Source organism: Flavobacterium sp. CFS9 (assembly GCF_041154745.1).
Taxonomy (GTDB): Bacteria; Bacteroidota; Bacteroidia; order Flavobacteriales; family Flavobacteriaceae; genus Flavobacterium.
This window is the reverse complement of sequence record NZ_AP031573.1, coordinates 3,229,098-3,254,732: the sequence shown is the minus strand read 5'-3', so window position 1 is coordinate 3,254,732 and position 25,635 is coordinate 3,229,098. Positions and strand designations below refer to the sequence as shown.

Annotated in this window: 18 protein-coding genes and 1 tRNA gene; 12 read left to right on the top strand and 7 right to left on the bottom strand. The window is 32.7% G+C overall.

Annotated features, from left to right (window positions below):
- Positions 1–207: 207 nt before the first annotated feature.
- Positions 208–3,543 (top strand): hypothetical protein, encoded by a 3,336-nt coding sequence (locus ACAM30_RS13765; RefSeq protein ID WP_369615183.1) that lies wholly within the window; start codon positions 208–210, stop codon positions 3,541–3,543.
- On the top strand, positions 3,543–4,691 hold the full coding sequence (locus tag ACAM30_RS13760; RefSeq protein ID WP_369615182.1) for a serine protease: 1,149 nt from the start codon (positions 3,543–3,545) through the stop codon (positions 4,689–4,691). The genes ACAM30_RS13765 and ACAM30_RS13760 overlap by 1 nt, the downstream gene beginning before the upstream one ends.
- Here the strand turns inward: ACAM30_RS13760 and ACAM30_RS13755 are convergent.
- Positions 4,672–5,475, bottom strand: coding sequence for a M43 family zinc metalloprotease (locus ACAM30_RS13755; RefSeq protein WP_369615181.1), 804 nt, complete (start codon positions 5,473–5,475; stop codon positions 4,672–4,674). The genes ACAM30_RS13760 and ACAM30_RS13755 overlap by 20 nt on opposite strands.
- 373 nt (positions 5,476–5,848) lie before the next feature.
- On the opposite strand from ACAM30_RS13755, the gene ACAM30_RS13750 reads away from it, so the two are divergent.
- A tRNA-Ser gene (locus tag ACAM30_RS13750) sits at positions 5,849–5,936 on the top strand.
- Positions 5,937–6,097: 161 nt separating this feature from the next.
- Here the strand turns inward: ACAM30_RS13750 and ACAM30_RS13745 are convergent.
- The 5 genes from ACAM30_RS13745 to ACAM30_RS13725 form a co-directional block, all read right to left on the bottom strand.
- A complete protein-coding gene (locus ACAM30_RS13745) occupies positions 6,098–6,388 on the bottom strand; it encodes a DNA-binding protein (RefSeq protein WP_369615180.1) in 291 nt (96 codons plus the stop codon).
- Between the two features lie 44 nt (positions 6,389–6,432).
- Positions 6,433–6,861: a hypothetical protein gene (locus tag ACAM30_RS13740; protein WP_369615179.1), complete on the bottom strand. Its 429-nt coding sequence runs from the start codon at positions 6,859–6,861 to the stop codon at positions 6,433–6,435.
- 682 nt (positions 6,862–7,543) lie between these two features.
- The gene (locus tag ACAM30_RS13735; RefSeq protein WP_369615178.1) at positions 7,544–7,834 is read right to left on the bottom strand and encodes a hypothetical protein; all 291 of its coding nucleotides are present in this window, start codon (positions 7,832–7,834) and stop codon (positions 7,544–7,546) included.
- Complete coding sequence (locus tag ACAM30_RS13730; protein WP_369615177.1) at positions 7,821–8,657, bottom strand: hypothetical protein; 837 nt, start codon at positions 8,655–8,657, stop codon at positions 7,821–7,823. The genes ACAM30_RS13735 and ACAM30_RS13730 overlap by 14 nt, the downstream gene beginning before the upstream one ends.
- A gap of 11 nt (positions 8,658–8,668) precedes the next feature.
- Positions 8,669–10,393: a hypothetical protein gene (locus ACAM30_RS13725; protein ID WP_369615176.1), complete on the bottom strand. Its 1,725-nt coding sequence runs from the start codon at positions 10,391–10,393 to the stop codon at positions 8,669–8,671.
- 173 nt (positions 10,394–10,566) lie between these two features.
- Between ACAM30_RS13725 and ACAM30_RS13720 the strand changes: the two genes are divergently transcribed.
- Entirely contained in the window at positions 10,567–10,974 is a 408-nt protein-coding gene (locus ACAM30_RS13720) for a helix-turn-helix domain-containing protein (RefSeq protein ID WP_369615175.1), read from the top strand.
- Positions 10,975–11,089: 115 nt separating this feature from the next.
- Here ACAM30_RS13720 and ACAM30_RS13715 read toward each other — a convergent pair whose 3' ends face one another.
- On the bottom strand, positions 11,090–11,767 hold the full coding sequence (locus ACAM30_RS13715) for a hypothetical protein (RefSeq protein WP_369615174.1): 678 nt from the start codon (positions 11,765–11,767) through the stop codon (positions 11,090–11,092).
- A 605-nt stretch (positions 11,768–12,372) separates the two neighbouring features.
- On the opposite strand from ACAM30_RS13715, the gene mobC reads away from it, so the two are divergent.
- The 8 genes from mobC to ACAM30_RS13675 all read left to right on the top strand — a co-directional run bounded on the left by mobC (position 12,373) and on the right by ACAM30_RS13675 (position 25,624).
- Positions 12,373–12,765, top strand: a complete 393-nt coding sequence (gene mobC, locus ACAM30_RS13710; protein WP_369615173.1) for a plasmid mobilization relaxosome protein MobC — start codon at positions 12,373–12,375, stop codon at positions 12,763–12,765.
- Positions 12,753–13,997: a relaxase/mobilization nuclease domain-containing protein gene (locus ACAM30_RS13705; RefSeq protein WP_369615172.1), complete on the top strand. Its 1,245-nt coding sequence runs from the start codon at positions 12,753–12,755 to the stop codon at positions 13,995–13,997. The genes mobC and ACAM30_RS13705 overlap by 13 nt, the downstream gene beginning before the upstream one ends.
- 341 nt (positions 13,998–14,338) lie before the next feature.
- Complete coding sequence (locus ACAM30_RS13700) at positions 14,339–15,334, top strand: type IV toxin-antitoxin system AbiEi family antitoxin (RefSeq protein ID WP_369615171.1); 996 nt, start codon at positions 14,339–14,341, stop codon at positions 15,332–15,334.
- Entirely contained in the window at positions 15,324–16,172 is an 849-nt protein-coding gene (locus ACAM30_RS13695; RefSeq protein WP_369615170.1) for a nucleotidyl transferase AbiEii/AbiGii toxin family protein, read from the top strand. Before ACAM30_RS13700 ends, ACAM30_RS13695 begins: the two co-directional genes overlap by 11 nt.
- Positions 16,173–16,183: 11 nt before the next feature.
- Positions 16,184–18,187 (top strand): class I SAM-dependent DNA methyltransferase, encoded by a 2,004-nt coding sequence (locus ACAM30_RS13690; RefSeq protein ID WP_369615169.1) that lies wholly within the window; start codon positions 16,184–16,186, stop codon positions 18,185–18,187.
- A gap of 5 nt (positions 18,188–18,192) precedes the next feature.
- Positions 18,193–19,602, top strand: a complete 1,410-nt coding sequence (locus ACAM30_RS13685; protein WP_369615168.1) for a restriction endonuclease subunit S — start codon at positions 18,193–18,195, stop codon at positions 19,600–19,602.
- On the top strand, positions 19,593–24,065 hold the full coding sequence (locus tag ACAM30_RS13680) for a protein kinase (protein ID WP_369615167.1): 4,473 nt from the start codon (positions 19,593–19,595) through the stop codon (positions 24,063–24,065). The genes ACAM30_RS13685 and ACAM30_RS13680 overlap by 10 nt, the downstream gene beginning before the upstream one ends.
- A gap of 2 nt (positions 24,066–24,067) precedes the next feature.
- The gene (locus ACAM30_RS13675) at positions 24,068–25,624 is read left to right on the top strand and encodes a hypothetical protein (protein ID WP_369615166.1); all 1,557 of its coding nucleotides are present in this window, start codon (positions 24,068–24,070) and stop codon (positions 25,622–25,624) included.
- The last annotated feature ends 11 nt before the right edge of the window (positions 25,625–25,635 follow it).

The following is a 25,635-nucleotide window of genomic DNA, read 5'->3' as shown; positions in this document are numbered from 1 at the left end:
AAATTTATTTTGCTATAATGAAATATAATAACTCATTTAAATTCATTATTTAAAACAAAACTTAAAATTACGCATTTATACGTATTCTTAATTGCTTTTATTTCATTTCCTTTATAATGTGATTGATTTATATAAAGTTATATATAAAATAACGATCTCTGAAAAGTTATATTTAGACTTTGTAATATTTTTTTTAAACAAATGCCTATGAAAAAAATTACCTTGTTATTTTTGTTATTTTTTACAATCTATGGGACAGCACAAAAATCTGCACCTGTGGCCGGCGATATAATTACGCTTTTGGATCTTCTAACAAAAGATTACACTATAAATCCAGAAAATTTGGATGAAAATGTAATTACTGATCGGGCAAAAGTTTTAGCTATTCTAAAAGCTTATGTTCCCGATTTCTCTTCCTCAGTATTATTTATCTCATCACATAAAGATATAGAAAAAATAAAAAACTATGAAGAGGCTCTTCGATCTTTCTCTTCATCGGGAGTTTCTGTCAACGAAAAATATACAGTTAATAAAGCCGTAGAGGAATATGTTGCAAAATATGATAGCTTAAAAGAACTTAAACGAGACTATTACACATCTAGATTTGATTATGATAATAATCAGCTGTTACAGCTTAGCGTTAAACTTAAAGAGAACAACCCCTATCTTGCAGTAATGGTTCAAGCCTTTTCCACTAAGTACGATGCTATCAATCGTGGGGATTATGACAAATACAGTAAAAGAAGTAATTCTATCTCAGTCAATAAAGGATTTCCAATTGCAGGAGGCTTAGGGTTGGAGGTAATTATAGATGAACTGGCAAAATTTATAGCTGAAGGTATAAAAAAAGAACTTACTCTTTATGCAGTTGAGAAAATCAGGAATTATTTAACATATCCGGAACCTGATAATTATGCTTACGAACTATTGGCAATTATGCCGGAAACTACAGAATATTTAAAAAGTTTTACGGCTGATCAACTGGTAAATATCAATGACCAACTGAAACAGCATATTGAAAACGATCTTAACAGCATTCTTAAAAATATGGCTAACCTCCGCCATACACCAAAAGTTACGGCATTAATTTCGAAATACCCTGATCTTGATTTTGCCTTTGAAGGACTCGAATTACTTCCCAGGCTAAAAGAGATTAAAAATCCGGTAGATTACTTTGGAATTTTGGAGAACAGCAGAATGCTTAATACATGGTCTATTAGTCCCAATACGACAAAATACAATATAGCACAAGGTATAAAACTATTGTCAATGATGGCGTATAGCCTGACTGTCATCGAAAGTGGCGAACAAAGGTTTCTGACTGTAGATGCACTTACTACTTATGCTTCGGATAAAAACTTTTACCTTCTCTATATTGGATTACTCCATCAGCAAAATAGGAATTATTACAATGTAAATTTTAAAAATAATGCTGGAGTTAAACAAGAAATCAATTTTCGCAAAATAATGAGCGTTGTTCCAGCGGATAATTTATTCCTGCTTGAACAGAAAAAAGAAGTTTTTCAACGAGTTTTGGTTCCGGTCCTTGAAAATGCGGAAAAGATTTATAATCTTTCACAGGAGCTAAAGCAACATAAAACAAGCGAAACCAAAAGCTATGAAAATGTATATTCATTTGTTGACTCTTTTATAAATATCACTGATGAACTTGGAAGATCTTTAGATATCCTCGCTCATGAAGGTATTTTTGGATCTGAACACTTAAGTTTTTCTATAAGTTCAAAATTAAAGCCCTACACAAAGGCTTCACGTTTTGCAAATCTGATTGTTCTTGACCTCCAACAAAAAAAATATTCAGCTGCATTAACAACCGCCCTGAAGCTGCCATTGGCCTTAACAGAAAAAAACGATTCCCAAAATGAACTATTGAAAATTGAATCAGTCATTAGAGACAAAGTGACAAGTTATAACCTTATTTCAGCATTTACAATTGACATGTCTGCTTATGATGCCCAAATTATGTCGGTGATCAAAGCTGAAACTGATAAGTTGCTGATTCTCTACCAATATCTCCCAACAGAAGGTTATAGTAAAGCAGAAAATAGTTTGGAATCATTAATAAGCCTCTCGGATGCAATGTCTGTATCTTTTAACAAAAATTTGGCTCAAAATGCCATACAACAGATGAAGACTGAATTAAGTCAAAAAAAACTTAAGCTGGCTCAAATGCCTGGTCTAGAAAAGTTGTTTACCGCAGACATAAGAAATATGAACAAAAAGAAAGTGAATGAACTTTTGAATTCAGCAAATTCTTATCTCTTATCATTTCAGCTATATATACCACCAATTTATGCAACCTTACATGATGAAATCAATTCTTTCAGAACCTATGTTTTATCATTAAGGGAGGACTTTCAATTGGCCGACGTTCAACGTGAGGTTGATTCTCTAAAAAATAACTTAATGTCTTCTAATCTAGAAGTTGATTTGGCAAAAACCACATTGGCAGAAGAGATATTAGCAATAGATTTCTCATCGGCTGATCAAGCGATTATTGATGCTGCGAAATTTGCCTCTGAAGAATTTAACCACTTTGGCAGTACGTTGCCTTCAGACTTCAGTCAGTTGAAACTTGATATTTCAACTTTCAAAAGTAATGTGGAGACATTGGCCAGAGTTGCGCCTTTAGATAGAGCCACCCTAGTTTTGTATATTAATTCGCTTAAATCTAGTGTCGAGCGTGACAAAATTAAACTGCTTAATTACCTTATTCTGGACGCTGTAAAAAACAGCAAAGCATATCTTAAGTTAAAAGGCGATTATAAATATGCATCAATAATTTCTATGATTGATAACGATCTGCAAAATTATGCCGAAGCGTATTTCGACTATTTTGTTTTTAACGAGCCTCTTCAAGTTGACATTGAAAAGGACTTGTACGCTAAACTTAAAATAATACTACCACAGTTGACAGAAAATACAAATATTAAAGATGATGTAGCTCTAAGGCTTTTGGGTTTTTTAAACGATATGGCAATTTCTAAAAATAGTGAAGACGTCAAGACAGCCATTCAAAACTTTGCAGAGCCCACAGGCACTTCATCACTTAAAGAGTACTCAAAATTTAACATCAGCCTTAATACTTACCCAGGTATTCTGGCAGGCTGGGAATACAGTGACCCTAAAAGTGAAGCAAATTTTGTAGGCATAACCGCACCTGTTGGGTTATATGCACAATTTTTCCCAATGGAAAAGTGGGGCTCCATCGGTATTTTTATTCCAATTATCGATATTGGTGCGCCAGTTAGGGTACGCTTAGACTCTGACCGAGATACGGAAAGCTTGCCTGAGTTTGACTTCGCTGACATCTTCAGTCCTGGTTTGTATATTAGCTACGGATTTCCAAAATCACCTTTTGCTGTTAATTTTGGAGTTCAATACGGTCCAAAACTTCGAAATATACCTGAAGCTGATAATGGCAGTGGGACTCAAAGCTTTACTTCATTGGAATCTTATAGAATTGGTTTTGGCTTTCTCATAGATATACCTATACTCACTATATTCAATAAAGCAAAGTTCTAATGAGACTTTTATTGTTTTTGTTTCTGCCCGCTGTGATTTATGCACAGCAAGACTCTATTCACCACGTAAAGGATAATATGGTCCGTTATGAGAATTTTTATCAAGATCTTAATGTCAAGGCACGATCTCAGGAATTGTATAATGTTATTATCCAACAGGCAAAATCTGAACCAGAAATACAAGATATGATAATTAAAACTGAAGATAATTTAATATTGGAGGCCGGCAAAAAGGGCGTCAAAGTCGATAAATTTGAAATGGCAGTTAATGTACAGGCAAAAATAATTGATGACCTCCTTGAAAGTGGAAAAAAATATCAAGATTCCGAAGATATAAAAGTAAAGGGCACACGGCTAAAAGGTAAAACACAATTTGATAGCCGCATAGAAATGCATCAATTGAACCCTTTAGTTCCATGGCAGTCTGCAATACTTAAGAGTTGTGAATCGGTTGGTATTATAGTAGAAAAAAACAAAATAAAAAAGCTAACTGATCACTATTATTATCTGGATACAAATACTACTCTTGGTAAGTTTTTCAATCTTTGCGAAGATGAACCCTTTTATAATCAACCAGTATTAGGTGGAGGAACAGGATTTATAATCTCAGATAATTCTATGATTACTGCCAGACATGTGTTTGTAAAACCGTTATCAGAATACGTTATTATATTTGGGTATCGCCTGCTTTATTCTAACGGTATCGTTGAGAATTTTTTTTCTAAAGACAATATTTACATACCAGTAGCAATTAAAAATAATTTTTATGGTATCGACGCTGTTGAATTCAAGGTTGATCGAAGGCTTGAAAGCCCCCCCCTTAAACTTAGTGAATCCCAATCAGTTAAAATCGGTGATGAAATTTACATGATTGGACATTCTTGTGGTCTTCCTCTTAAAGTCGCAGTTAATGCTTCAATTTCTGACGCAGACTCAGCGCAATATTTCTATACTACCTTGGACAGTTTTATGGGCAATTCCGGTTCACCCGTATTTGATTCTAAAACCCATTCAGTAATAGGGGTTCTGGTATCTGGAGAGGTAGATTTTCAATTCAATGGTAACTGCTATTACAGTCCTGTGTGTAAGTTACCTGAATGCAGCGGTGAAAAAGTTGTACGCATAGATGCTATAAAGCAGCAACGTTGAACATGTTTGGACGATATTGTTTCAAATTACTACGCATAAGCTCACATTGTCCTTTGGTAAACATATATCTACAATTAGAATAATCCATAAAATTATTATACATGGCTGGGAGTAAAGGATCGCATGTATTTTCAAATGAATTAAGTACATAACAACCAGATTTATCTCCAGATGCTTTTTTTTGCCAAGGAGTATCTACAATGCCGTCGTCGTACTTTGCCTTGCATCGATTACGGTCCTGAAAGATGTGAAGAAGGCCTAACCAATGTCCAGCTTCATGGGTAAGCAGTCTTTCTCCTTTTCCAATATTGCTATAATTTAAAAATATTGCATCTGATTCTGGTCTTGCCCAAGGTGTGGAAGAATAAACCACACCAACTGTCTTGAACAGGTTATAAATATTACCGATATAAACATTTAAGTATCTCTCGGGGCTTATAACCGGACTCGACTTATAGAACCTGCCTTTTTTTGTCTTTTTAATAAATATAATTCCTCCACTAGGGTGGTCTGCAGCAAGTATAAATTTGATACGAGGATTACCAATTAATTTTATAAAAATTGGTTCAACGTTTATTACATCCCTATTTAGCATCATAAAATCATCGTGCAGATCATTTAATTCTTTTTTTATTAAATCTGTATTAATGTTTTTTTGCTCGTCATTCTCGAAAACCACGTGAAAGAGTACTGGTATTGTAATAATATCATTAGTTTCTTGACCAGATGATAGGTTACTTATTACCAAACAGATTGCAGATAAAATAAAACGGCTAAATTTCATAAAATAATTTTATTTCTAAATTTACGCAAAATTTTATTATCGTGTTATATAACAATACAATTAACCTTCAAAGTTATTTTATTCGATATATATTTTAAATGCGTATCTTGAAATTCTGTTTAATAAGAATTTTAAGCTTTGAAAATCATTGTCTCCGCCCATTAATTTTGCTTATTTTTAATTCTCTTCAATAAAAATCTTTATTTTACTCCTCATATGACAGAAGGTTTTGAACCTTAAATCCTATATTTATAGCAATTTTCTCACTTATAACTTTAGAAAATATTTCTTTGTAAATAGCATCAAAAAAAATTTCACTAATCAAAAAAATATTCTATCTTTGCACCCGCAATCAGAAATGATTGTATATACTGGAGGAATGGCAGAGCGGTCGAATGCGGCAGTCTTGAAAACTGTTGACTGTAACAGGTCCGGGGGTTCGAATCCCTCTTCCTCCGCCAGATAAAGTCCAAAGAGTGACTTTTAAAAAGCAAAAAGCCTTTAAACAATGATGTTTAAAGGCTTTTTCACTTAAAATGGTATCGAACCCTGCCCCAAAAACAGTTCCTATTTCAGTCACCCACTCTATTTTAAGCTGTTTTTTTTTAATCTGGGTAACTAATTAAATTTTGAGTGATCCATTGCTTCTCAATATTTTATCAATCTTACCACTATCATATAAAAAAATATCTCCTAGCTTAGTGTAAGGCAAAATTCCCGTCTGCCTGTACTTTATTATTGTATTATTTGACAATCCGAACATCTTTTTTAAATCTTCATTTCTATAATATTCAGGCCTCAAACCTTTCCCCTGGCTGATTTTTAAATCAATTGTTTCCATTCTTGCCACCACTGGCTCTATCAACTCCTTCACTTTCATCACATAAGATTGCCACTTTTCTTTCTTCATCATTGGTGAGTTTTTTACTTATTATTAATTTTTTCCTCCTTTCCATTCTACCAGCTCTCCAGTCTTCTCTTGCGCTCCTGCAATACTGTAATAAATTCATTTAAAAATTTAATCTGTTTCACTTTATAAGTATAGCCTTTACATTCGGAAAACTGTCTATTTATTGCACTTATCATCTTCTGGCCTCCTTCATTATCATTATAAGTAAAATTTTCACTTATAAATTCCTGAAAACTGGTTCGGTTTTTTTTCGCATCATTTGAATCAAAATATAAAATGCGTTCATCCATTAAAATATAAAAAAGATTTGCAAGCTCGATTTTATTATAAGAACATTTGCATTTATTACAAGATGATAAAACTTTATTCTGAGTATTCTCAGATTCATTTAAGAGTACTAAGTTTTCTATATTTTTTAACCTCATATCGAGATTAAAAAAATGATCTATCATTTCATATGTTTTAGCTCTTTTCATTTATTTTTTTATTCCTGATTCCTAATGAAAGCAAATATTACTATGCTTTGTACACCATGTCGCTTTTTTTTAAAAAAAATTGAATAACTACTCCAAAATTGCAATGTGTGTAATTACTGATTTGAAAATACTGTTCTCTTGATCTATAATGAATTTGAAAGAGATTTTGATTCATGCTTTTAAATATTTTTTGACTTTGTACTATTCAAAGTAACTATTTAATCAATCGCTCTGCAAGTACAACTTTTGTTGTACCCCAGTTGTACCTCTCATTCATTAAAAACCCAAAATGCACAAGAGTAAATTTTCAGCTTTGAAAAGCCTTACAAAATGCTTGTTTATCTGGTATTAATTTTAGTTTTAAGGAATATTGAGAAAAGAACACATCACTCTAAAATAAAAAAGCCAACAGATAGGATATTAGACGCAACCAGAAAAGTGCGCATAATTGCCCTTCTCGTTCTTCGCTTCGCAATCCTTCAGAATTAATAGCAATAAAGCTTATTTGTAATAAACTTACACTCTCTTTAGCTTTTACAAAGATAAGATGCTTTTTGGTAATAATCCTGGACATAATATGTATATGAAAGCGGTAGAAAACAACTTTCTCACGGATCAGAATCCGTATTAATTTTATCTATCTGCTGATTATCTTTAGCAGGATATAAATAACTAATTTCATTTAAAAGTTCAAATTCATCAATAGGAAATAGCTGAAGGGCAATTCCAAATATAAGCCCACATCAATTTTCTGATTTCTTATCGTTATGGGAACTTCGGCAGAGTCGTCATCAAGTGCTACAATACATAATTTTATCAGGTTTCTGATAACCGAAGCCAGTTCATAATAATCATACATTCTTATCTCGGCGGTATGAACCCCGTTGTTATCATCGGAAGGTTTCAACGTGCTGAAGCAGTTTGATACCAGTCTTTTTATAGTTTCTAAGTTTTTTATTTCATCTGTTTCCATAACTTTCAAATATTAACTTTGTTTTTTCTGCGTACTGCTGAAATAATGTCCTTACTTCATTTTTCATCCATTCCAATTTTTCGAATGCCGATGCGACCACTTCAGCATCTATAGGCTCTATTTCCTTACCCCATTGAAAAGCTTCGCGTGCTCGATCAAGCTTTTTTAAAACCGTCCATTCTTCTTTACGCTCTGGATCAAATGCTTTACCTAACGAGTTATGAAACATCTTCACATGCTTCTGCTGTTCCTTGATACTATCACTAAATATCCATTCTCCTGTTAGTAATTCAGAAACATTTATAAACACATAACGGAGCTGTTGTTGTATGACATATAATGCCATTAAATGATTTTCACACTTTTGATAGTATTTTAAGTCCCTTCCGATAATATCATTCTCTGACGTCCACATTTTATATCTTTCACTGGTCTTTCTTAGAAGCTTTTTCAGCTTTATTTCTTTTACATCTAAAACAAGTTTATGGTTGACTTCACTATAGACAAGCATACTTTGGTTACAATACAGAACAAAAAATAAATTTCCTTTCTTAAGCTCACGCTTAATCCAGTCTCTATCGAAAATGCAGAATGAAAATTCATTGTGATTTTTAATGACTTTCCATAAGTGCTCGCGAATTTCATCATAATACTGAGGGCTTTTTTTACTTATAATCACTGTAAGAATACCAAGGTTTGATTCTTCATCAGATTTCGAAAAGTAAATACTGTCAATCTCCACAAACTCCAAAAGTAGTTTCACGATCTTCTTTACAGCACGATATTCCGGTTGATCCTTCTGAGTTAAAATGTTATGATACATGATCTTTATTTTTAAGTTTCAACATTATTCAAATTTTCAATGCGCTGAACTTCATTGTTTCCAATCTGTTCTGCCAATTCAAAGAATTTCTCACACTTACTAAAAAGAAGGTCACTATCTTCTGCATTCTCACGCTTTAAATCCTTATACATGATCATATCCATGTTGGCTGAAAGCAATTGATAGAGAAATCTTTCTTTTTCATTGTTTAAATCAAATGGAAGTTCAATAATATCCAAATAGTAAAGCAGAGAAAATAGGTAGCTTATAGAATATTTATTGGGATGGTATCCTAAAAACAAATCAATAAGTCCCACTACAGCCTGTTTAATGGATTGTTGAAGAATTGAATTTATAATTAGAGGTACTTCAGGTTCATTGGAATCCTGAACAAGAATCAGAAAATGTTCTGATGCCAAAATGCGGTTCTGCCAATAGTTTTTGGAAAACTCAAAATCTCTCACCACTCCAAAGTTTTTACAGTATATTGGATGTAATGGGTTATTATATATCAAAAGTCCATTTGTTGTTACAGCATCAAAAAAACATCTTTGATTTTGGTTTTGTTTACGCAGATATTGTGCTCTATGATTTAGAATAGTGATTTTATATTTATCTGCAAATTTTTCACGGATAAGGGATTGTAGTAATGATATTGCATTTTCCTTATGCTCTATATTAAGTACTAACAAGTAAAAATGATATCGTGGGAGCCTTTTTCTAAAATATTTGCTGTTTTCCGCTCCTGATTGGTCATGAATTACATGGTAACCAAAACAATAAATTGCACGGGTTCTGAAAAAATCTGCAATCAAAGCACTTATTTGCTGTAGTGCCAAATCCAATATAAAATTGGATTGGATTTTATCGGTAAAAATGGATTTGCCCAGAAAACGCAAATTACTGAATCCAGTCATTTTTTGTTTGCAGTATTCTGTGTATTCTAAGAACTGTCTTTCAAGTTCATTGTCCAGTAGCTCAAACTTTTGCTTTGCTCTTTCAAGGACAACCATGTTCACATCCGCCATAACAGTTTTTAAATTCTTACAGCTATGGGCGGTCATAAGCGATATTATAATTTCCTTGTCTTCTGATATTTCGCAATCGAATATCTCTTTTAAATGAGGAACAAATACAATGATTCTTTTATAATCCTCCAATATGTTGCTAAAGCCAATGTCCTCTCCAAATTCTCCAATAAAAAATCCTAAATAACAGCTAAAAAGCGAACAATACGCATGATGCATTTCTATGGCTGCTTCAATATTCTCATTGTTTTTTATATGGGTCAATGCAGAGCGAAAATCCTCCAAGGTAGCTTCTTTATTTTCCCTGAAACTAATTCCGGCTCTTTTTATAAGTTCTTCTGAATCGGGATTTACAGGAAAGAAAACTTTGTTATCAGGCTCATAATAAACCAGTTCATTTATTGCACAATGACGGATAAGATAAGGTGCTCCATTTTCAAATCCGTGTGATGCATGAGTAGCATTAATAAATCTGAAAATAAAACTTGGGTAGGACTTTAATACTTTCTTTGAAATCTGCTCCATTTCATAACTATCTTGTCCACAATTTTTTTTCAGAATAAAAGTGATGATAATTAACATACTGTATTGTTTATCAAAACTTATGTAAATAGTCCCTGCCTCAACAAAGACCAAAAGGTCAATAATAGCCTTTTCCAACTGCTCCCGCATTGGGTATGACTCCGGAATTCTTAATTGATAATTCATAATTTCATTTATTTTAATTGATACTTGTCCGAAAAATTGTATTTTTGTTCAATACACTGGCAAATAAACAATTACTAGTACCGTACGGTATCAAATTTTCCCGTACCATACATGAAATTTTTTGTATCATACATAAATCACACTTTTTTATTCTTAATCATTATCTTTGAACTATGAGTACATTAACAAAACCAAATCACATAGGGCGTAAAATCAGCCGTATCCGTGAACTGAAAGACATGAAGCAGGAAGCGCTGGCTCAGGCTATGGGAACAAACCAGCAGACTGTTTCGATATTAGAAAATAGTGAAGATATCGATGATGAAAGGCTAGCAGAAGTGGCAAAAGCCTTAGGAGTTACTGTAGAGGCAATTAAGAATTTCTCGGAAGAAGCTGTTTTAAATATTATTGGCAATACATATCATGTGGATAATTCTTCTGCAGTACATTATGGATGCACATTCAATCCATTAGATAAATTAATAGAAGCCCATGAACAGCAAATCAAACTATATGAACGTTTGGTCCAAGCCGAAAAAGACAAAGTCGAATATTTGGAAAAATTACTGAAAACCAAATAAGCTTTTTATATCAGATATGTTAATTTACAAAAAAAGAGACCTTCAAGTCTCTTTTTCGTTTTTTATCGATTCTCTTCACTCAGCATATCGTTTATACCACCTATAAATATTCTTTTTACCATTTCAAATTTTCATAGTCAAAATCATCATCATTTATTTCAAGTTCAAATATTTCACAGTTAAGCTTCTTAGCCTCTGCTTCTAAAAAGGTTAGATAATTTTTATATTCTTCCGTGTAAAAAACACCTCTTTTTAACAAATCAGGTAATTTTCTGAAAGCTCGTTTTCCACCGCCTAAAAGAAAGAAATCAAGGTTAACACTTCTCATACATTGATATATATAATCATTACCTCCATAAAGTCCATCCTCTATAAAACCAATTAAGTTTTTAGCTCCAATTTCGTCATAGTCACTCATTGCTTTTTCAAGCCAAAATTCAATTAAAAGAATTTGTGAAATGTCAAGTTTATTAGTCTCACTATATCTCATGTTAAATTTCAATGAAGTCAGTGAAAATAAAAAATGAACCCAAGATATTTGAGCACCATAATGAGTTTGCTGAGTAAATGAAAAATGGCTGTTATCACGTTTTAATCTATCTCCATCTTTTGCTTTACGTATTTCATAAGAAAAGCCACTAATTAACTCATCTCTATTCTTAAATCCTTTTTTATTCAGTTTGTTTTCATCATTCCAAAACTTGCTCATAACTTCATAGAAATTATTTAAATCTTCAGATGTTCCCCAAATTTCTACTCCTAAACCTCCTTTTGTTGGAATTATATATATCATTACTCTAATTTTTAAAATTGTTGCTTACTTCTTTTATAATAATATGAGCATTAAAATAGCCTAACGGCACAATACTAAACAAAAAATATAAAAAAATTGTACGGTTTCCCATAAAATTAAAAATGTTTTCTAAAGATCAAAATTAAGCGTGACGGTCACTTCTTTAAAATATATTCAAGCTATACCTTTTGTTAACTAACAACTATATAAAAGAAAAAAAGGAAAGCAAGGTATTGGACACAGCCAGAGAAGTGCGCATAACGTCTTTTTTTCGTTCCTCAAAAAAGTCGCTCTTCGGGACTTATAGCACTTCAACTGTCTGCTTGTCCAATTTCAGACTGCTTTCTTTTTTCCCTTTTTCTTTTTTTAGATATTTATTTAGCCTAACCATCTACAGCCATCATGAGTAAATTATGTCTATGAAACTTTAAAATATTCTTTTTAAATTAGTTGCTTGCTTTTAAAAATCTCTAAAGATTGCCACGTTCCTGCAATCGGCAAGATGAACGGTTGTTTAACAACCGCCTATCTTGCCACCCATTGCCTCGGAACTCGGCGGTGGAGAAACTTAAAAGCAAAGAGTTTGATAATAATGAAAATGAAAGATGATGAAAAGAGAAAATTCAAACAGAACACGAATCGTGGGACTGCGATTCACTCCTTTGGAGTATGCCGAGCTGGAAAAAAGATTCAGAGCAAGCACCTGCCGAAAATTAAGTGACCACATCAGAAGCCACTTATTCAACAAACCAATTGTAGCCACTTACAGAAACCAGTCTTTAGACGATCTGATGGAAGAGACAGCTCTGCTTACTTCCGAATTACGGGCAATCGGCAATAATATCAATCAGATTGCCAGAAAGATAAACACGCTCAGCACAGTTCCCGATTTCAAAGGGCATCTTTATCTGTTCGAAATCCAGAGAAAAAGGCTTTTTGATAAAATGGAAGAGGTCTCAGGCCACACCCAGAAAATAGCAGAAAAATGGTTGCAGTGATAAAAACAAGCTCGTCCATAAGAGGTATTCTGAATTACAACGAAAATAAAGTTGAGATTGGAAAAGCGGAATGCATAAGTGCTGTGAATTATCCGCTTGAACTGGAAAAACTGAGTTTCACTTCAAAATTAAACCGCTTTCTAAAACTGGCAGAACTCAATACCAATGCGAAGCGGAATACGGTGCATATCTCGCTAAACTTTGATCCTTCTGAAAATCATTCGAAAGAAAAACTGGCTGAAATTGCAGACACTTATATGGAAAAACTGGGATTTGGCAGACAGCCTTATCTGGTATACCAGCATTTCGATGCGGGGCATCCGCACTGCCATATCGTGACAAACAACATCCAGAGAGACGGAAAAAGAATCGATCTGCATTTACTGGGAGTCAGAAAATCAGAACCTGCCCGAAAAGAAATTGAAGAAATGTTCGGGCTTGTAAAAGCCGAGGGAAGAAAACAGAAAGAGCACTTTTCGTTTAATCCGATAGATGTCGGCAGAATCCAATACGGAAAAGCAGAGTCCAAAAAGGCAATCAATTCAGTTTTAGATAAGGTTTTATTTGATTATAAATATTCAAGCCTGCCTGAACTCAATGCGGTTTTAAACCTCTATAACGTTCATGCTGACAGAGGAAGCGAGGAATCGAGAGTTTTTAAAAATAATGGACTGCTTTACAAGATACTTGACCAGAATTCAAAACCGATTGGCGTGCCGATAAAAGCCAGCGAATTCTACAGCAGACCTACCTTAAAATTTCTGGAGGAAAAATTCAGGGTAAACGAAACAAAAAAGCAATACGGCAAAAGCCACGTTAAAAATGCTTTGACACAGGCTTTTTTTGATGAAAGAATTACCTCTGTTGAGAGATTATCTCAAAGGCTCAAAGATGAAGCCATTCATACTGTACTAAGAAAAAGCAGTGAAGGGAAACTTTATGGAATTACTTTTATAGACTTTAAAACACAGACCGTTGTCAATGGAAGCAGTATAGGAAAAGAATTCAGTGCAAAAGGAATTCAGGAGAGCTGTGCCATGAACATTCTTGCTCTCGAAAGAAAGCATCAAAACTCTATTCCAATAAGTTCAGAGAAATTTCAAGATCTCAAATCACGAGAGTATGTAAAAGAAAACTTGGCAGATATACTACTTCGCGGGGAAAAAGTAAATGATTATGTTTCGAAACAATTTAAACAAAAAAAGAAAAACAGACTTTTTAAAAGGATATAGAAAATGATTCTGGTTAAAAAAAGCATCCTTAACCTTTTTCCACTTTTCAAAAGAACAGCATTTTATTTTCATGACCTACTTTGAAACATTAAGATAATGCAAAAGCATTTTAAGGTTTATTAAAAAAACAAAGAGGCTAATTACTGGTAGTCTCTCTTTTGATTCAACAACCAATACATAACACTATTTATCAATTAGTTCCTAAATCACCTTATAAAAACACCTAATCTGTAACATCACTAATTTACCTATACAAAAAATCAATTTTTAGTTGTATACTTATTTTTTGTTCATTATATTTGATTGTTCATTGTCAATGAACGCTTTAAAATAATGAACACATGTACAAAGGGAATGACTTTATTTATGAGGCTTTTTCAAATCTGCAGGAATTATTAAAAACAGAAATTTCAGTAGATAGCAACAGAGAACCATATGATGCCGTAATACAAATTAACGGTACAACTTTTTACTGTCATGCAAAAAAAGATGCAAGAAACTCTAATTCAGGGATTATTTTTAATCAAGTAAATCAATTCAAAAATTTCATCAATAAAGATAGAAATCTGCTATTTGTTGGTGAGTACATTGCAAAGGATGTCGCAGAATCTTTAATTGCGAATGATATCAATTTTCTTGATGTAGCAGGTAACTGCTATATCAATACCAATCATTTAAAAATTATAATTGAAGGAAGAAAACAAAAAAAGCCACAAAACATTAATCAAGCTAGAGCATTTCAAGAAGCAGGCCTTAAACTAATTCTTTTATTAATCTCTCAAGAGCATGCTTTAGAGTTTTCTTATAGAGCATTGGCAGAGAAAGCAGGTATTGCTTTAGGTTCTGTAAGTCAGATAATGAAGGAACTAGAAGAAAGCAATTTTATCCTAAAAACGAATGATAAAAGGATCATTAAAAATCGGGAAGAATTAATTGAAAGATGGGTTCTAGCTTACAATGAAGTATTGAAGCCACGTTTATTTAGAAAAACTTACAAAGCAATTAATCTTGATTATTTACGTAAAATAGTAAGTAATAATAAAACCAAATTTTTATTTTTCGGAGGAGAACCTGCTGCAGAAATAATGACTAGTTTTCTTAAACCTTTGGATTATATCATCTACTCAGACGATGAATTGAGTATTATTGGCAAAGAACTAATGTTGGTACCTGATAATAATGGAAATATTAAAATTTACAATACTTGTTGGACAGATAGTTTAAACAACGAAAATCTAAATATAGCCCCATCATTAGTGGTTTATGCAGATTTAATAGGTAGTGGAAACAATAGAAATATAGAAACAGCTAAAATGATTTTAGAAAATGAGTTATAAAATAGATAGTGCTAAAATCGAGCATCCGCTTTTAAAACCTTTATTAGCCGATTTAATTCCCTTTTTCGAAGAAAAACAAATAAAATTCTTTGTGATTGGTGCAACTGCAAGGGATATCATTTTAGAAATAAACGGTCAAAAATCAGGCCGTAGAACCCAAGATATCGATATTGCAATCTGTATCGATAAATGGGAACAATTTGAAGAAATTGCAAAAGACCTTGTTGAGTTGGATAATTTTTCAAAAGATAAGCAACAACAGCAACGGTTTTTATACTTACAAGATTTTCAATTGGACATCGTTCCGTTTGGCAGTATAATGGACGAACAGGATAAAATATACTGGCCACCAGATCAAACTTTTGCAATGAACGTTCTAGGTTTTGAAGAAGCTGAAAAACAGACCCAATCAATAATTCTAGATGAAGAAATTCAATTTGAAATAGTAAACTTAATCAGCATTTTTCTTTTAAAAATTGTGGCTTGGAAAGATCGCCACCACAAAGGAAACAAAGATGCGGATGATATCGCTTTCATCATGCAAAATTATCTCAACATTAATGATGAAAGAGCAGCCACAGAACATTATGACGAAGTATATGGAATAGATAATTATACCGAACTAAAAGCATCAGCTTCTTTGATAGGTATAGATTTACGCAATTTAGTAAGTGATAATCCTAAGCTAAGAGAATATCTATTAGCCGTTTTAAACAAAGATATTGAAAGACAAGAAGCAAGTATTCTTATCAATCAAATCATAGAAACACATAAAACAATACAATTCGATGATGTTCTAGAAAGCATCAAAATAATTGTAGAACAACTGAGCAAATAATAAAATAGAGAATGACAACAGAAGATATAATCATAGAAGACAACCAATTAGTTTGTGTGTTGACCGACAAACCTAAGAAAGCGACTTCTCAAGAAAAAAACATACAATCCATTATTCTTATGTTAAGTGAAGAATATGGTTTTGATTTAAAAAATATTGCTCGTGATGTAAACATTGTATTTGTCGATCCAGATACTGGTAAATCTAAAAAACAGAAAGTCGAAGTGGTTGTTTACAAAGATAATGCTGAGCAAAATCAAGAAAACATTCTTAGAATAGCAGCTATTCAAGACGAAAAAATAAAAGAAAACGATAAAAAGAAAGGAGTTACTATCACTCTTGAAAATGCGCTTGCCGCTTTAGATAATTGTGATTTTGGTCTTTGGACTAATGGCAACGATTTAAAATACCTACAAAAAGAAGACGATGATTATAATTTTGATTTCAAATTCACAGATATTTCAGATTTCCCTGGGAATGGTGAAACTATTGAAGACATAGATCGTGCCGACCGTTCACACAGTAGAAAACCTGCCAATGACTCCCTAATTAAAGTTTTCAAACGTTCTCACGACTACATTTATGGTAACGAAGGAAGAAAAAAAGATGCCTTTTGGCAGCTCTTATATTTAATTTTCTGCAAACTATACGATGAAAAACGTAGATTCAAATGTATAGAAACAGGAGAATCCTATCGTAAAAAGTTCTGGGTAGGTATTAAAGAAAAAAATACAGATGAAGGACGAAGAGCTGTTGCCAAACGCATCAAAGATATTTTCGAAGAACTAAAACAAGACGGAACATTTTCAGATGTTTTTGATGGAAATGAAGCCATTGCACTTACCGATAAAGGTCTTGCTTTTATTGCCAGCGAATTGGCAAAATACTCCTTCCTGGATGCAACTGTCGATGTAAAAGGATTGGCTTATGAAACCATTGTAAGCAACACTTTAAAACAAGAAGCTGGGCAATTCTTTACACCACGTAATATTGTTCGGGCTATGGTGGAAATGTTGAATCCAAATGAAAATAGTCGTGTTTTAGATCCAGCCTGTGGTTCGGGAGGATTTTTAGTAATGGTACTGGAACACGTGCGTAAACAAATTGCTAAAGAACTATACCCTGATTTAGACGATGTAATATTAGTTGAAAAGTTTAATACCTACGAAGTAAACGAACGTGTGCGTCAATATGCGGAGACTAATATTTACGGTTTCGATTTTGATCCGGACTTAAAAAAGGCAGCTCGTATGAATATGGTAATGGCCGGTGATGGACATGCCAACATATTTCACGTAAACTCATTAGATTACCCGGATTGGGAAGATCCTACCGAATTAAACAAAATCAAGGTTTCCATAAAACTAAGCTTAGAGCGCATGGCAGATATCGATAATAATTACACCGATGATGCACGAGGTAAGTTTGATATGATTTTTACCAATCCTCCATTTGGAGCAAAAGTAAAAGTCGAAAAAGAAATTGCTGACAAGTATTTCCTTTCTAAATACTCAGATGCTCCTGAAGTATTATTTATTGAGGCTTGTTACAACTTATTAAAACAGGGAGGTAAAATGGCAATCGTATTACCCGATGGTATTTTAGGAAATCCAAATACTTTACCAGTAAGAGAATGGATTTTAGAAAACTTTAAAATCCTTGCATCTGTAGATTTAGCTATAGAAGCCTTTTTACCCCAAGTAGGAGTACAAGCATCCTTATTGTTTTTACAAAAGAAAACTGATAACGAGAAAAGCATTGCTCGCGAAACCGTTGAAGATTATGAAGTATTTATGGCAATTGCCGAGAAACTGGGCAAAGACCGTAGAGGAAACCCTATTTATGTTCGTGATGAAGACGGTGCAGAAATCTTATTTACGGTTGATAACAAATATGTGGTAACCAACAAAGATAACGGGCTTGAACTAAGAATACGTCGCGAAAAACAAAAAATGCTCGACGACGATTTGCCGAAAATTGTAGAAGAGTTTATCAAATTTTCAAATATTCTTTAGCCAATATGAAAGTCTTAAATATCAAAAAATCAATATTTGGTAGCAACGCTTATAGATTGGACGCTAAACCATATTTAAGCTCTGGTAATATTGTCTTAAGTAAATTACAAAAATCAAAATATGAACTAACTAATATTTCCTATTTTGCTGAAGACATATTTTATGGTGGTCGTGATAAGAGATATTATGTAAATAATGTCATAAATGGAATACCTTTCATGGGTATCTCAGATATGTTGAAAAATAATTTATTCAGCTTGAAATTAATATCAAAGAAACTTACTAGAAACTTAGAAAACTATCTTTTAGATACTGGATGGATACTTATCTCAAGGTCTGGTACTATAGGTAACACTATTTACTCAAATGAATTTCACAAAGGTAAGGCTGCAAGTGAACATATTATAAGAATCAAGCCAAAAAAAAATGTATACTCAGGTTATTTATATGCTTACTTGTCCAGCAAGTATGGATATAATTTATTAACGAAAGGTACTTTCGGTGCGGTAATTCAACATATAGAACCCGATTTCGTGAAAGATATACCCATTCCTCTCTTTCCAGAAACAGAACAACAAAAAATTCATGGATTAATTATGGAAGCCGCTGATTTGCGTGTGGAAGCAAATAAATTATTAAAAGGTGCTAATAAGTATTTATATGATTTATTGAATTTAGAAGAACTTACAAATGATGACTACGAATATTTTGGCAATCATGTTGCTAATAGGGAAGTTTCAACATATAGTATTTCCATTAAAGAAATAAATGCTAACACAATCAATGCTTTTAATTATTCTAGAAGAATAAAAAGGATCACTAATATTATTACATCAAAATCGTATCTAAATCTCAAAGACTGCTTGTTAGATAACGGATATTTTTCTACCGGTTCATTCAAAAGACTAGAAGTAAACAGCGATAATGGTATTAAATTATTAAACCAATCGGATATTTTTAATTCTATAAAGGTTGGTAAAAACCTTTCTAAAAGGGCTGTAGGTAATGTAAAATTAGTAGAATATGGTGAGGTTTTAATTGCAGGTGTAGGCACATTAGGAGAAGGAGAAACTTTTTGCCGAACAATATTTGCTAACGAAGAATTGGAGAAGCAATTAGTTTCTGGGGAATTCATTAGATTAAAAACAAACGAGTCAGTACCATCTGGTTATCTATACTGCTGGCTTGCTTCAGATTATGGTTTTAGACTAATTCGTTCAACCCAATCTGGAACAAAACTTTGTAGACCAATTCCTAATCTTTTGAAGGAAATTCCTGTTCCAGTTTTAGAAAGTGACCAAATGCTAAAAATTGATACGGAAATAAAAACTGCATACACTAATCTCTACTTAGCAACAACAAAAGAAAACCAAGCAATAGACCTAATTGAAAAAGAAATAGACGCATGGCAATAATTGTAAAACCCACCTATTTTGATGCGGTAGTAAACGCAGGTGAACAAAAGTTATTGGACTTTTTAAATGTCAACCTCCCAGATGACTTTTGCCTAATTCCAAACATCGAATTAGTTTCTACCAATCCCAAAAACAACCAAACTCAATATTGGGAATACGATCTTATAGTAGTGGCTCCCCATGCCATTTTCAATATAGAAAACAAAGATTGGCGTGGGCGTATTGAAGGAGACGAAAATACCTGGTATCTCAACGATCAACCTCGTCGCAATCCATTAAGAACCAACCGACAAAAAACGGCCATTTTGGCTTCAAAACTAAAAGAGCAAAACAGCTATTGGGGAAAGGCATGGATTCAAAATACACTGACATTATCTTATGATAATTACAGTCCGCCTATTATTTCTCCTGAGGATGATAAATTAACCTTTCAATTAAACAAAAGATTAATTAACTTCCTTACCGATGCAACAGAATTAAATAAGTCGGAAGATGCGATAGAAGATATTCAAAATGATATTGTTAATTTCTTAACCGGACAACAAGCACAAAAAAGAGCCATAGACAAAAAACAAATCTATGAGTTCGAAATCGTTAAAATTCTACATCAAGAAAACAATCTGGTTGAATATTTAGCCAAACCTATTGGGGCTACTTCTTCTCATAGAAGAATAAAAGAATATGCCTTACAAGTTGTTGGTTTATCACCCGAAGAACTAAAAAACAGGGAAAACAAAATTAAAAACCAATACAATGCTTTAAATAAACTAAAAACCAAACCTTTTATTTTAAATGTAGAATTTAGAATAGACAACGTAAACCATCTTTTCTATGAAATTTCCGATTTCTTAGATGAAAATTCGTTACGATCTGAAGCAAGAATCAAAACCTTTACCTTCAAAGAAAAAGTAGAGATTATCAAAAATATCATGGTTGCTCTCAAAGAAGCGCATAAAGAAAATATTTTCCATCGTGATATCAATCCCGATAATATTTATTTAAGCAGCGGTTATGCCTATTTAGGTAATTTTGGTAAATCGTATTTTGTAGACCATTCCGAGGAAGGCTATACCGTAATGCCAACCATCAACCAAAGCAATGCAACAGCTTATCATCCGTTAGAATTAACAATTGGTGATGCCTCAATTGCTTCCGATATTTACTCGTTAGGAGTCTTAATTTATTGGCTATTTTCAGAAAAAGAACCTTTCGCAACACCATTCGAATTAAACAATTTAGGAGGTAAACTTCCGGAAAGCTTACTACCATCTAAAGTCAATGCCAATCTTCCAAAATGGATCGATGATATCTGTCAAAAATCGATTATTACTGATGAATTTCAACGAATTGAAAGTATCGAAAAATTATTAGAGATTATCGATACGGCTTTAGCACAAAATACAAATAATATTAAAAATGAAAACAGCCTTCCTACTACGGTAAAAAACATCCCTTTTGAAGAAATAAAAGAAGGAGATACGATTGGCGATTATGCCATTCATAAAGTATTAGGTAAAGGAGGTTATTCAAAAGTTTTTAAAGTAAAACATCGTTTACAAGATAAATTTTATACCCTTAAATTATTTAATGAAAGTGTATTTGTCAATTCAGTTAAAGACGAATACCTGGCTTTAATTGAACTACATCACAATAATATTGTAAAATTTAGCTGGAATGGCGAAACGCCCAATGGTCAGTTTTATACTGTAATGGAATATTTGGAGGGTGAAAACCTGCGTCAATATACCGCTACCGATATAAGTATGCCCATTCATCAAGTATACAATGTAGGTATCGATATTTTAGCTGCTTTAGTAGAAATGCAGCAAAAAGAAAGACCAATCATTCATCGTGACATTAAACCACAAAATATCATCTGGGACAAAGGTGAACGCTTCGTTTTAATAGATTTTAATGTCGCTTCAACTAACCATGAAAATAAAGATTTTGTAGGTACAAACCCTTATTTAGCTCCTGATCTAATTGAAAGCAATTACAAAGTAAATTGGGATTTCACTGCCGATTTGTTCGCACTTGGGGTTACTATGTTTGAATTAATTTGCAAACAATATCCTTGGCATCCAAATAAAATGCCAATGAGAGACCGAGTAGCAAATACACCTAAAACCATTGAGCCAAGAATATCTATTGTATTTTCAAATTTCATTTTAAAAGCAATTGAAACCAACAAAAATAACAGATTTCAATCGGCCCAAGAAATGCTTAATGCACTAAGAGCAATTGAAAATGATATCCTAGAAAACATTGAAAGTACGGCTACTGAAGTAAGTTCAAGAAATAAATTATACCATACTCAAATATCCATCATTCAAGGACATGCTTTCAATCTAAAACTATTCAACAGCAACAATACCTATGTCAATTTACACGATGCAATTGGTAAAGCCTTAGGGAAGTTTAAAGAAAATATCGAAAAGTATAAAACCTCAATTGACTTAGGAGAAAAAATCAAATTAGTCTTAAAAGTTGATGATGAAATAATCATAAACAATACGTTTTGGCAAGGTGGTGCTCGCAATTTTAATCCTGGTAATATTGACCGAGTTTATAACGCTATGAAGGAATTGTTTGAACAAAACAAAGACAAAATTAAAGCTCATAAAATTTCGGTCGAAGGGATCAATATGGTCGATTATGTAAATTCATTATACAGTCAATCCAAGCACGGAAATTTTGGTACCAGAGTCAATACTAATACAAGCGATTTAGACAAGCAAACTTATACCCCAACAAAACTTGATAAAACTTTACTTCCTGCTATTATTGATGGTAAATACAAATTAATAATTATTACAGGTAATGCTGGTGATGGTAAAACAGCTTTTGTAAAAAAGATTGAAGAAAGTCCTTCTGTAAAAAACATTCAACATTTTGCACATAATAACGGAGCTCGATTCCAAATTAATGGCGAATATTATGAAAGTAATTATGATGGTTCCCAAGATGAAAAAGATACGGAAAACACAGCGGTTCTAGATAATTTCTTTGCCCCTTTTGAAAATCAATCGAATTATAACAGAGCGGAAGAAGGTAGAATTATTGCCATCAACGAAGGTCGTCTCGTTGAATTTTTAACTACTTCAACCAAACATAAAAAATTAGCAAAAAACATAGAAGATTACTTCTACGAAGAAGGGAATTTTACACTACCCGATGGAGTTTTAATTATCAATCTTAATTTAAGGTCGGTGGTGGCTGCTAGCTACGAAGAAAACAGCTTATTCAAAAAACAAATAGAACAGTTAACTCGTAAGGAACTTTGGAAGAATTGTGAGGGCTGCGATTTGGCAAACTCATGTTTTATTAATTACAATGTCAAAACGTTTAGCGATAAGGTTTCAGGTGATGCAGTTATCAAAAGATTAGAATGGGTTCTAAGAACGGTAAGCTTAAAACGTGAATTGCACATTACAATGCGTGATATTCGTTCTTTCATCGCTTTTTTATTAACCCGTGATTTTGCTTGTGAAGAAATTCCAGGTCTAATGGAAGAATCAAATGGGAATATCGAAAATTTTTGGAACCTCTTTTATTTCAATATTTCGAACCCTAAAAATGATGATTCAGGCGCTAAAGACCGTCTTATCAATTTAATTAGAGAAACAGACATTGGTGAAGTAGCGATTCCAAAATTAGATAGAGAATTATTCTTTAACAAACACGCTGTAAAAGACTATTTGAGTTTTGAAGATAGAGAATACAATTTTATCAATATTTTCAATGAAATAAAATCATTTTCTCCTGCCTACGAACAAAACCAAGAGTATATAAACGCTATCCGTGAAAGACAGAAAGTGTTTATTCGCCATCAATATTTCGAAGGTAAACTATTAGCAAATATCAATACTATTATTGCCAAAAACGACAATCAGGACAAAACCCTTGAAATAGGTAAACCTTCATATTTATTGCGTTTGCCTTATAAATCAGTTTTTGATTTTGTAAATATATTAAGTACTGAATTACTGGAAGCTAATATTAAAAAAACGATTTCACGTGCCGTTTCATTAAATGAAGGATGTAACAATAAAGAACTCGATGAGAAAAATTTAGTCTTAGCTTCTACTGAGATTAAAGACCCTTACGGCAAATCGTTCAAACTTTTTGCTTTGGAGGAATTCGATTTATTTGTAAATAAGGCGGAACATCTAACTAAGTATATAGAATACGAAGCGGATAGTTTAATTTTTAGACACAAAAAACACAAACACATCTCCTTAACCATTTCATTAGATTTATTCGAAATGCTGTATTTCATTCAAAAAGGATTTAGTCCTTCGTTAAATGACCTAAAAGGAAAGTTTGTGGAATTAATTGTTTTTAAAAATCTACTAGAGAACTTAAAATATGATGAAATTGTTGTTACTCCTAACAATAGAGAGTTCTATTCAATTAAAAAAACCGGCTCTAGTAAAATAATTATTAACAAGTTAAATATCTAATTATGGCTATTAATTTGAATAAAGATGAAGGGGTTTTTCGTAACGAATTAATCTTTACCCCAGATGCTAAAGTAAATAATATTGATAGCACATTGGTTAACTTGTTTATGCTACTCAAACATAATGGTTCGAGACCCAAACAAAGAACCCGTAAAGGGGAGAATGTTTTTATCGAATTAGGTAAACTAAAAGAAATTTTCTTAAAACTAGAGCAAGAAGGTAATCTTTCCGGTTTTACTGAAAATCCTGAAGCAGTAGAACTATGGTTACGAAGTAATTTAACAAACTTGGTAAATAGAGGAAATTCGCAAAAGGAAAAAGTGTCTTCACTAAGACCGATACATTTAGAAAGTTATCGTGTGAGAAACGCTCCAAATACGAGAGATTATTTTAGCGCCGATCAAATATATTTAATGCTGGGGCAAAAACCTGCAGTTAAAACAGAATTAAAAAACTTTTTACAAGATGGTTGGGACACCAATCAAGGACAGTTTCTTAATGGAAATTCACTAGACGTAGATAGTTTAGGTATTCTTCATCTAATAAAAAATGTAAATCCAGGCTATTTGGAAAGTAATTCTGAGTTAAATAAAATAAGACCATTATTAAAAAAGCAAGCAGAATTATACTGTGATGACATTCATAAACTATTGGTTTATAAAAATGAAATCCCAAGAAATGTTTTAATCGATTACCTAAAAACAATAACTTCCTTTCACCTTTCGCTTTACATCAGTAAAGTAATTCATTTATTACCAAAAATGATTGAAGAAGGTACAATTGAGGTTACGGATAATTGGTATATTGTGGTAGATGTAACCGATAATTTTGAAAGTAAAATTTCATCACTCGCCATTGAAGATGCAACAAAAAATTATAACGCGCTTTACAATTACATAAAAGCAACTTTTCAAGTAAATGCAGTAAGCTCTAAATATAAATTGGACAAAGGAGACTCAAATTCTTTAATTGAAATTTTGAAAATTCTAAAAAATAAAGATGAAAATTTTGAGCTCAAATTTGAAACCCACTGGGATTATATCTACGGTAACTTTGATAAAGATGATAAGCTTTTAGTGAACGATATGGTCAAGTACGAAGCAACATATTTTGATAAATATGTCGAATTATTGATGAAGATAAAAGGACCGTATCAATTAAAATATTATCCGCAATTTATGGATAGCGTTGCTCAAAAGAATAATGAAAGAGGTTATTTAGCGCAAGGCAGAAGCAAAAAACATCCTCGTAGATATGTATTAGGGACAAGGTTACTAGAAGCATTGGTGCAAATTCAAGTCTTAGACCTAAATAATGAAAAGTTTACAACCAAGAGTCTTTCAATCGAAGAATTAATCAAAAATTTACGAGACAGATATGGTCTTGTTATAAATGGTTTAAGTGAAGACCGTTTTAACAATGCTGATGTAAATACAATTGCAGCTTTCAAAGAAAATGTAGAAGCGTTCAAACTTAAATTAAGGCAAATTGGTTTTTATAACGATTTAAGTGATGCATATATTCTGCAAAAAGTAAGACCTAGATACCAAATGGATTAAACTCAGAGAAA

What these genes read in the sequence shown, in the direction of transcription:
- ACAM30_RS13765 (WP_369615183.1), top strand. Translation starts at nt 208, where the DNA reads ATGAAAAAAATTACCTTGTTATTTTTGTTATTTTTTACAATCTATGGG.
- ACAM30_RS13760 (WP_369615182.1), top strand. Translation starts at nt 3,543, where the DNA reads ATGAGACTTTTATTGTTTTTGTTTCTGCCCGCTGTGATTTATGCACAG.
- ACAM30_RS13755 (WP_369615181.1), bottom strand. Translation starts at nt 5,475, where the DNA reads ATGAAATTTAGCCGTTTTATTTTATCTGCAATCTGTTTGGTAATAAGT.
- ACAM30_RS13745 (WP_369615180.1), bottom strand. Translation starts at nt 6,388, where the DNA reads ATGATGAAGAAAGAAAAGTGGCAATCTTATGTGATGAAAGTGAAGGAG.
- ACAM30_RS13740 (WP_369615179.1), bottom strand. Translation starts at nt 6,861, where the DNA reads ATGAAAAGAGCTAAAACATATGAAATGATAGATCATTTTTTTAATCTC.
- ACAM30_RS13735 (WP_369615178.1), bottom strand. Translation starts at nt 7,834, where the DNA reads ATGGAAACAGATGAAATAAAAAACTTAGAAACTATAAAAAGACTGGTA.
- ACAM30_RS13730 (WP_369615177.1), bottom strand. Translation starts at nt 8,657, where the DNA reads ATGTATCATAACATTTTAACTCAGAAGGATCAACCGGAATATCGTGCT.
- ACAM30_RS13725 (WP_369615176.1), bottom strand. Translation starts at nt 10,393, where the DNA reads ATGAATTATCAATTAAGAATTCCGGAGTCATACCCAATGCGGGAGCAG.
- ACAM30_RS13720 (WP_369615175.1), top strand. Translation starts at nt 10,567, where the DNA reads ATGAGTACATTAACAAAACCAAATCACATAGGGCGTAAAATCAGCCGT.
- ACAM30_RS13715 (WP_369615174.1), bottom strand. Translation starts at nt 11,767, where the DNA reads ATGATATATATAATTCCAACAAAAGGAGGTTTAGGAGTAGAAATTTGG.
- mobC (WP_369615173.1), top strand. Translation starts at nt 12,373, where the DNA reads ATGATGAAAAGAGAAAATTCAAACAGAACACGAATCGTGGGACTGCGA.
- ACAM30_RS13705 (WP_369615172.1), top strand. Translation starts at nt 12,753, where the DNA reads ATGGTTGCAGTGATAAAAACAAGCTCGTCCATAAGAGGTATTCTGAAT.
- ACAM30_RS13700 (WP_369615171.1), top strand. Translation starts at nt 14,339, where the DNA reads ATGTACAAAGGGAATGACTTTATTTATGAGGCTTTTTCAAATCTGCAG.
- ACAM30_RS13695 (WP_369615170.1), top strand. Translation starts at nt 15,324, where the DNA reads ATGAGTTATAAAATAGATAGTGCTAAAATCGAGCATCCGCTTTTAAAA.
- ACAM30_RS13690 (WP_369615169.1), top strand. Translation starts at nt 16,184, where the DNA reads ATGACAACAGAAGATATAATCATAGAAGACAACCAATTAGTTTGTGTG.
- ACAM30_RS13685 (WP_369615168.1), top strand. Translation starts at nt 18,193, where the DNA reads ATGAAAGTCTTAAATATCAAAAAATCAATATTTGGTAGCAACGCTTAT.
- ACAM30_RS13680 (WP_369615167.1), top strand. Translation starts at nt 19,593, where the DNA reads ATGGCAATAATTGTAAAACCCACCTATTTTGATGCGGTAGTAAACGCA.
- ACAM30_RS13675 (WP_369615166.1), top strand. Translation starts at nt 24,068, where the DNA reads ATGGCTATTAATTTGAATAAAGATGAAGGGGTTTTTCGTAACGAATTA.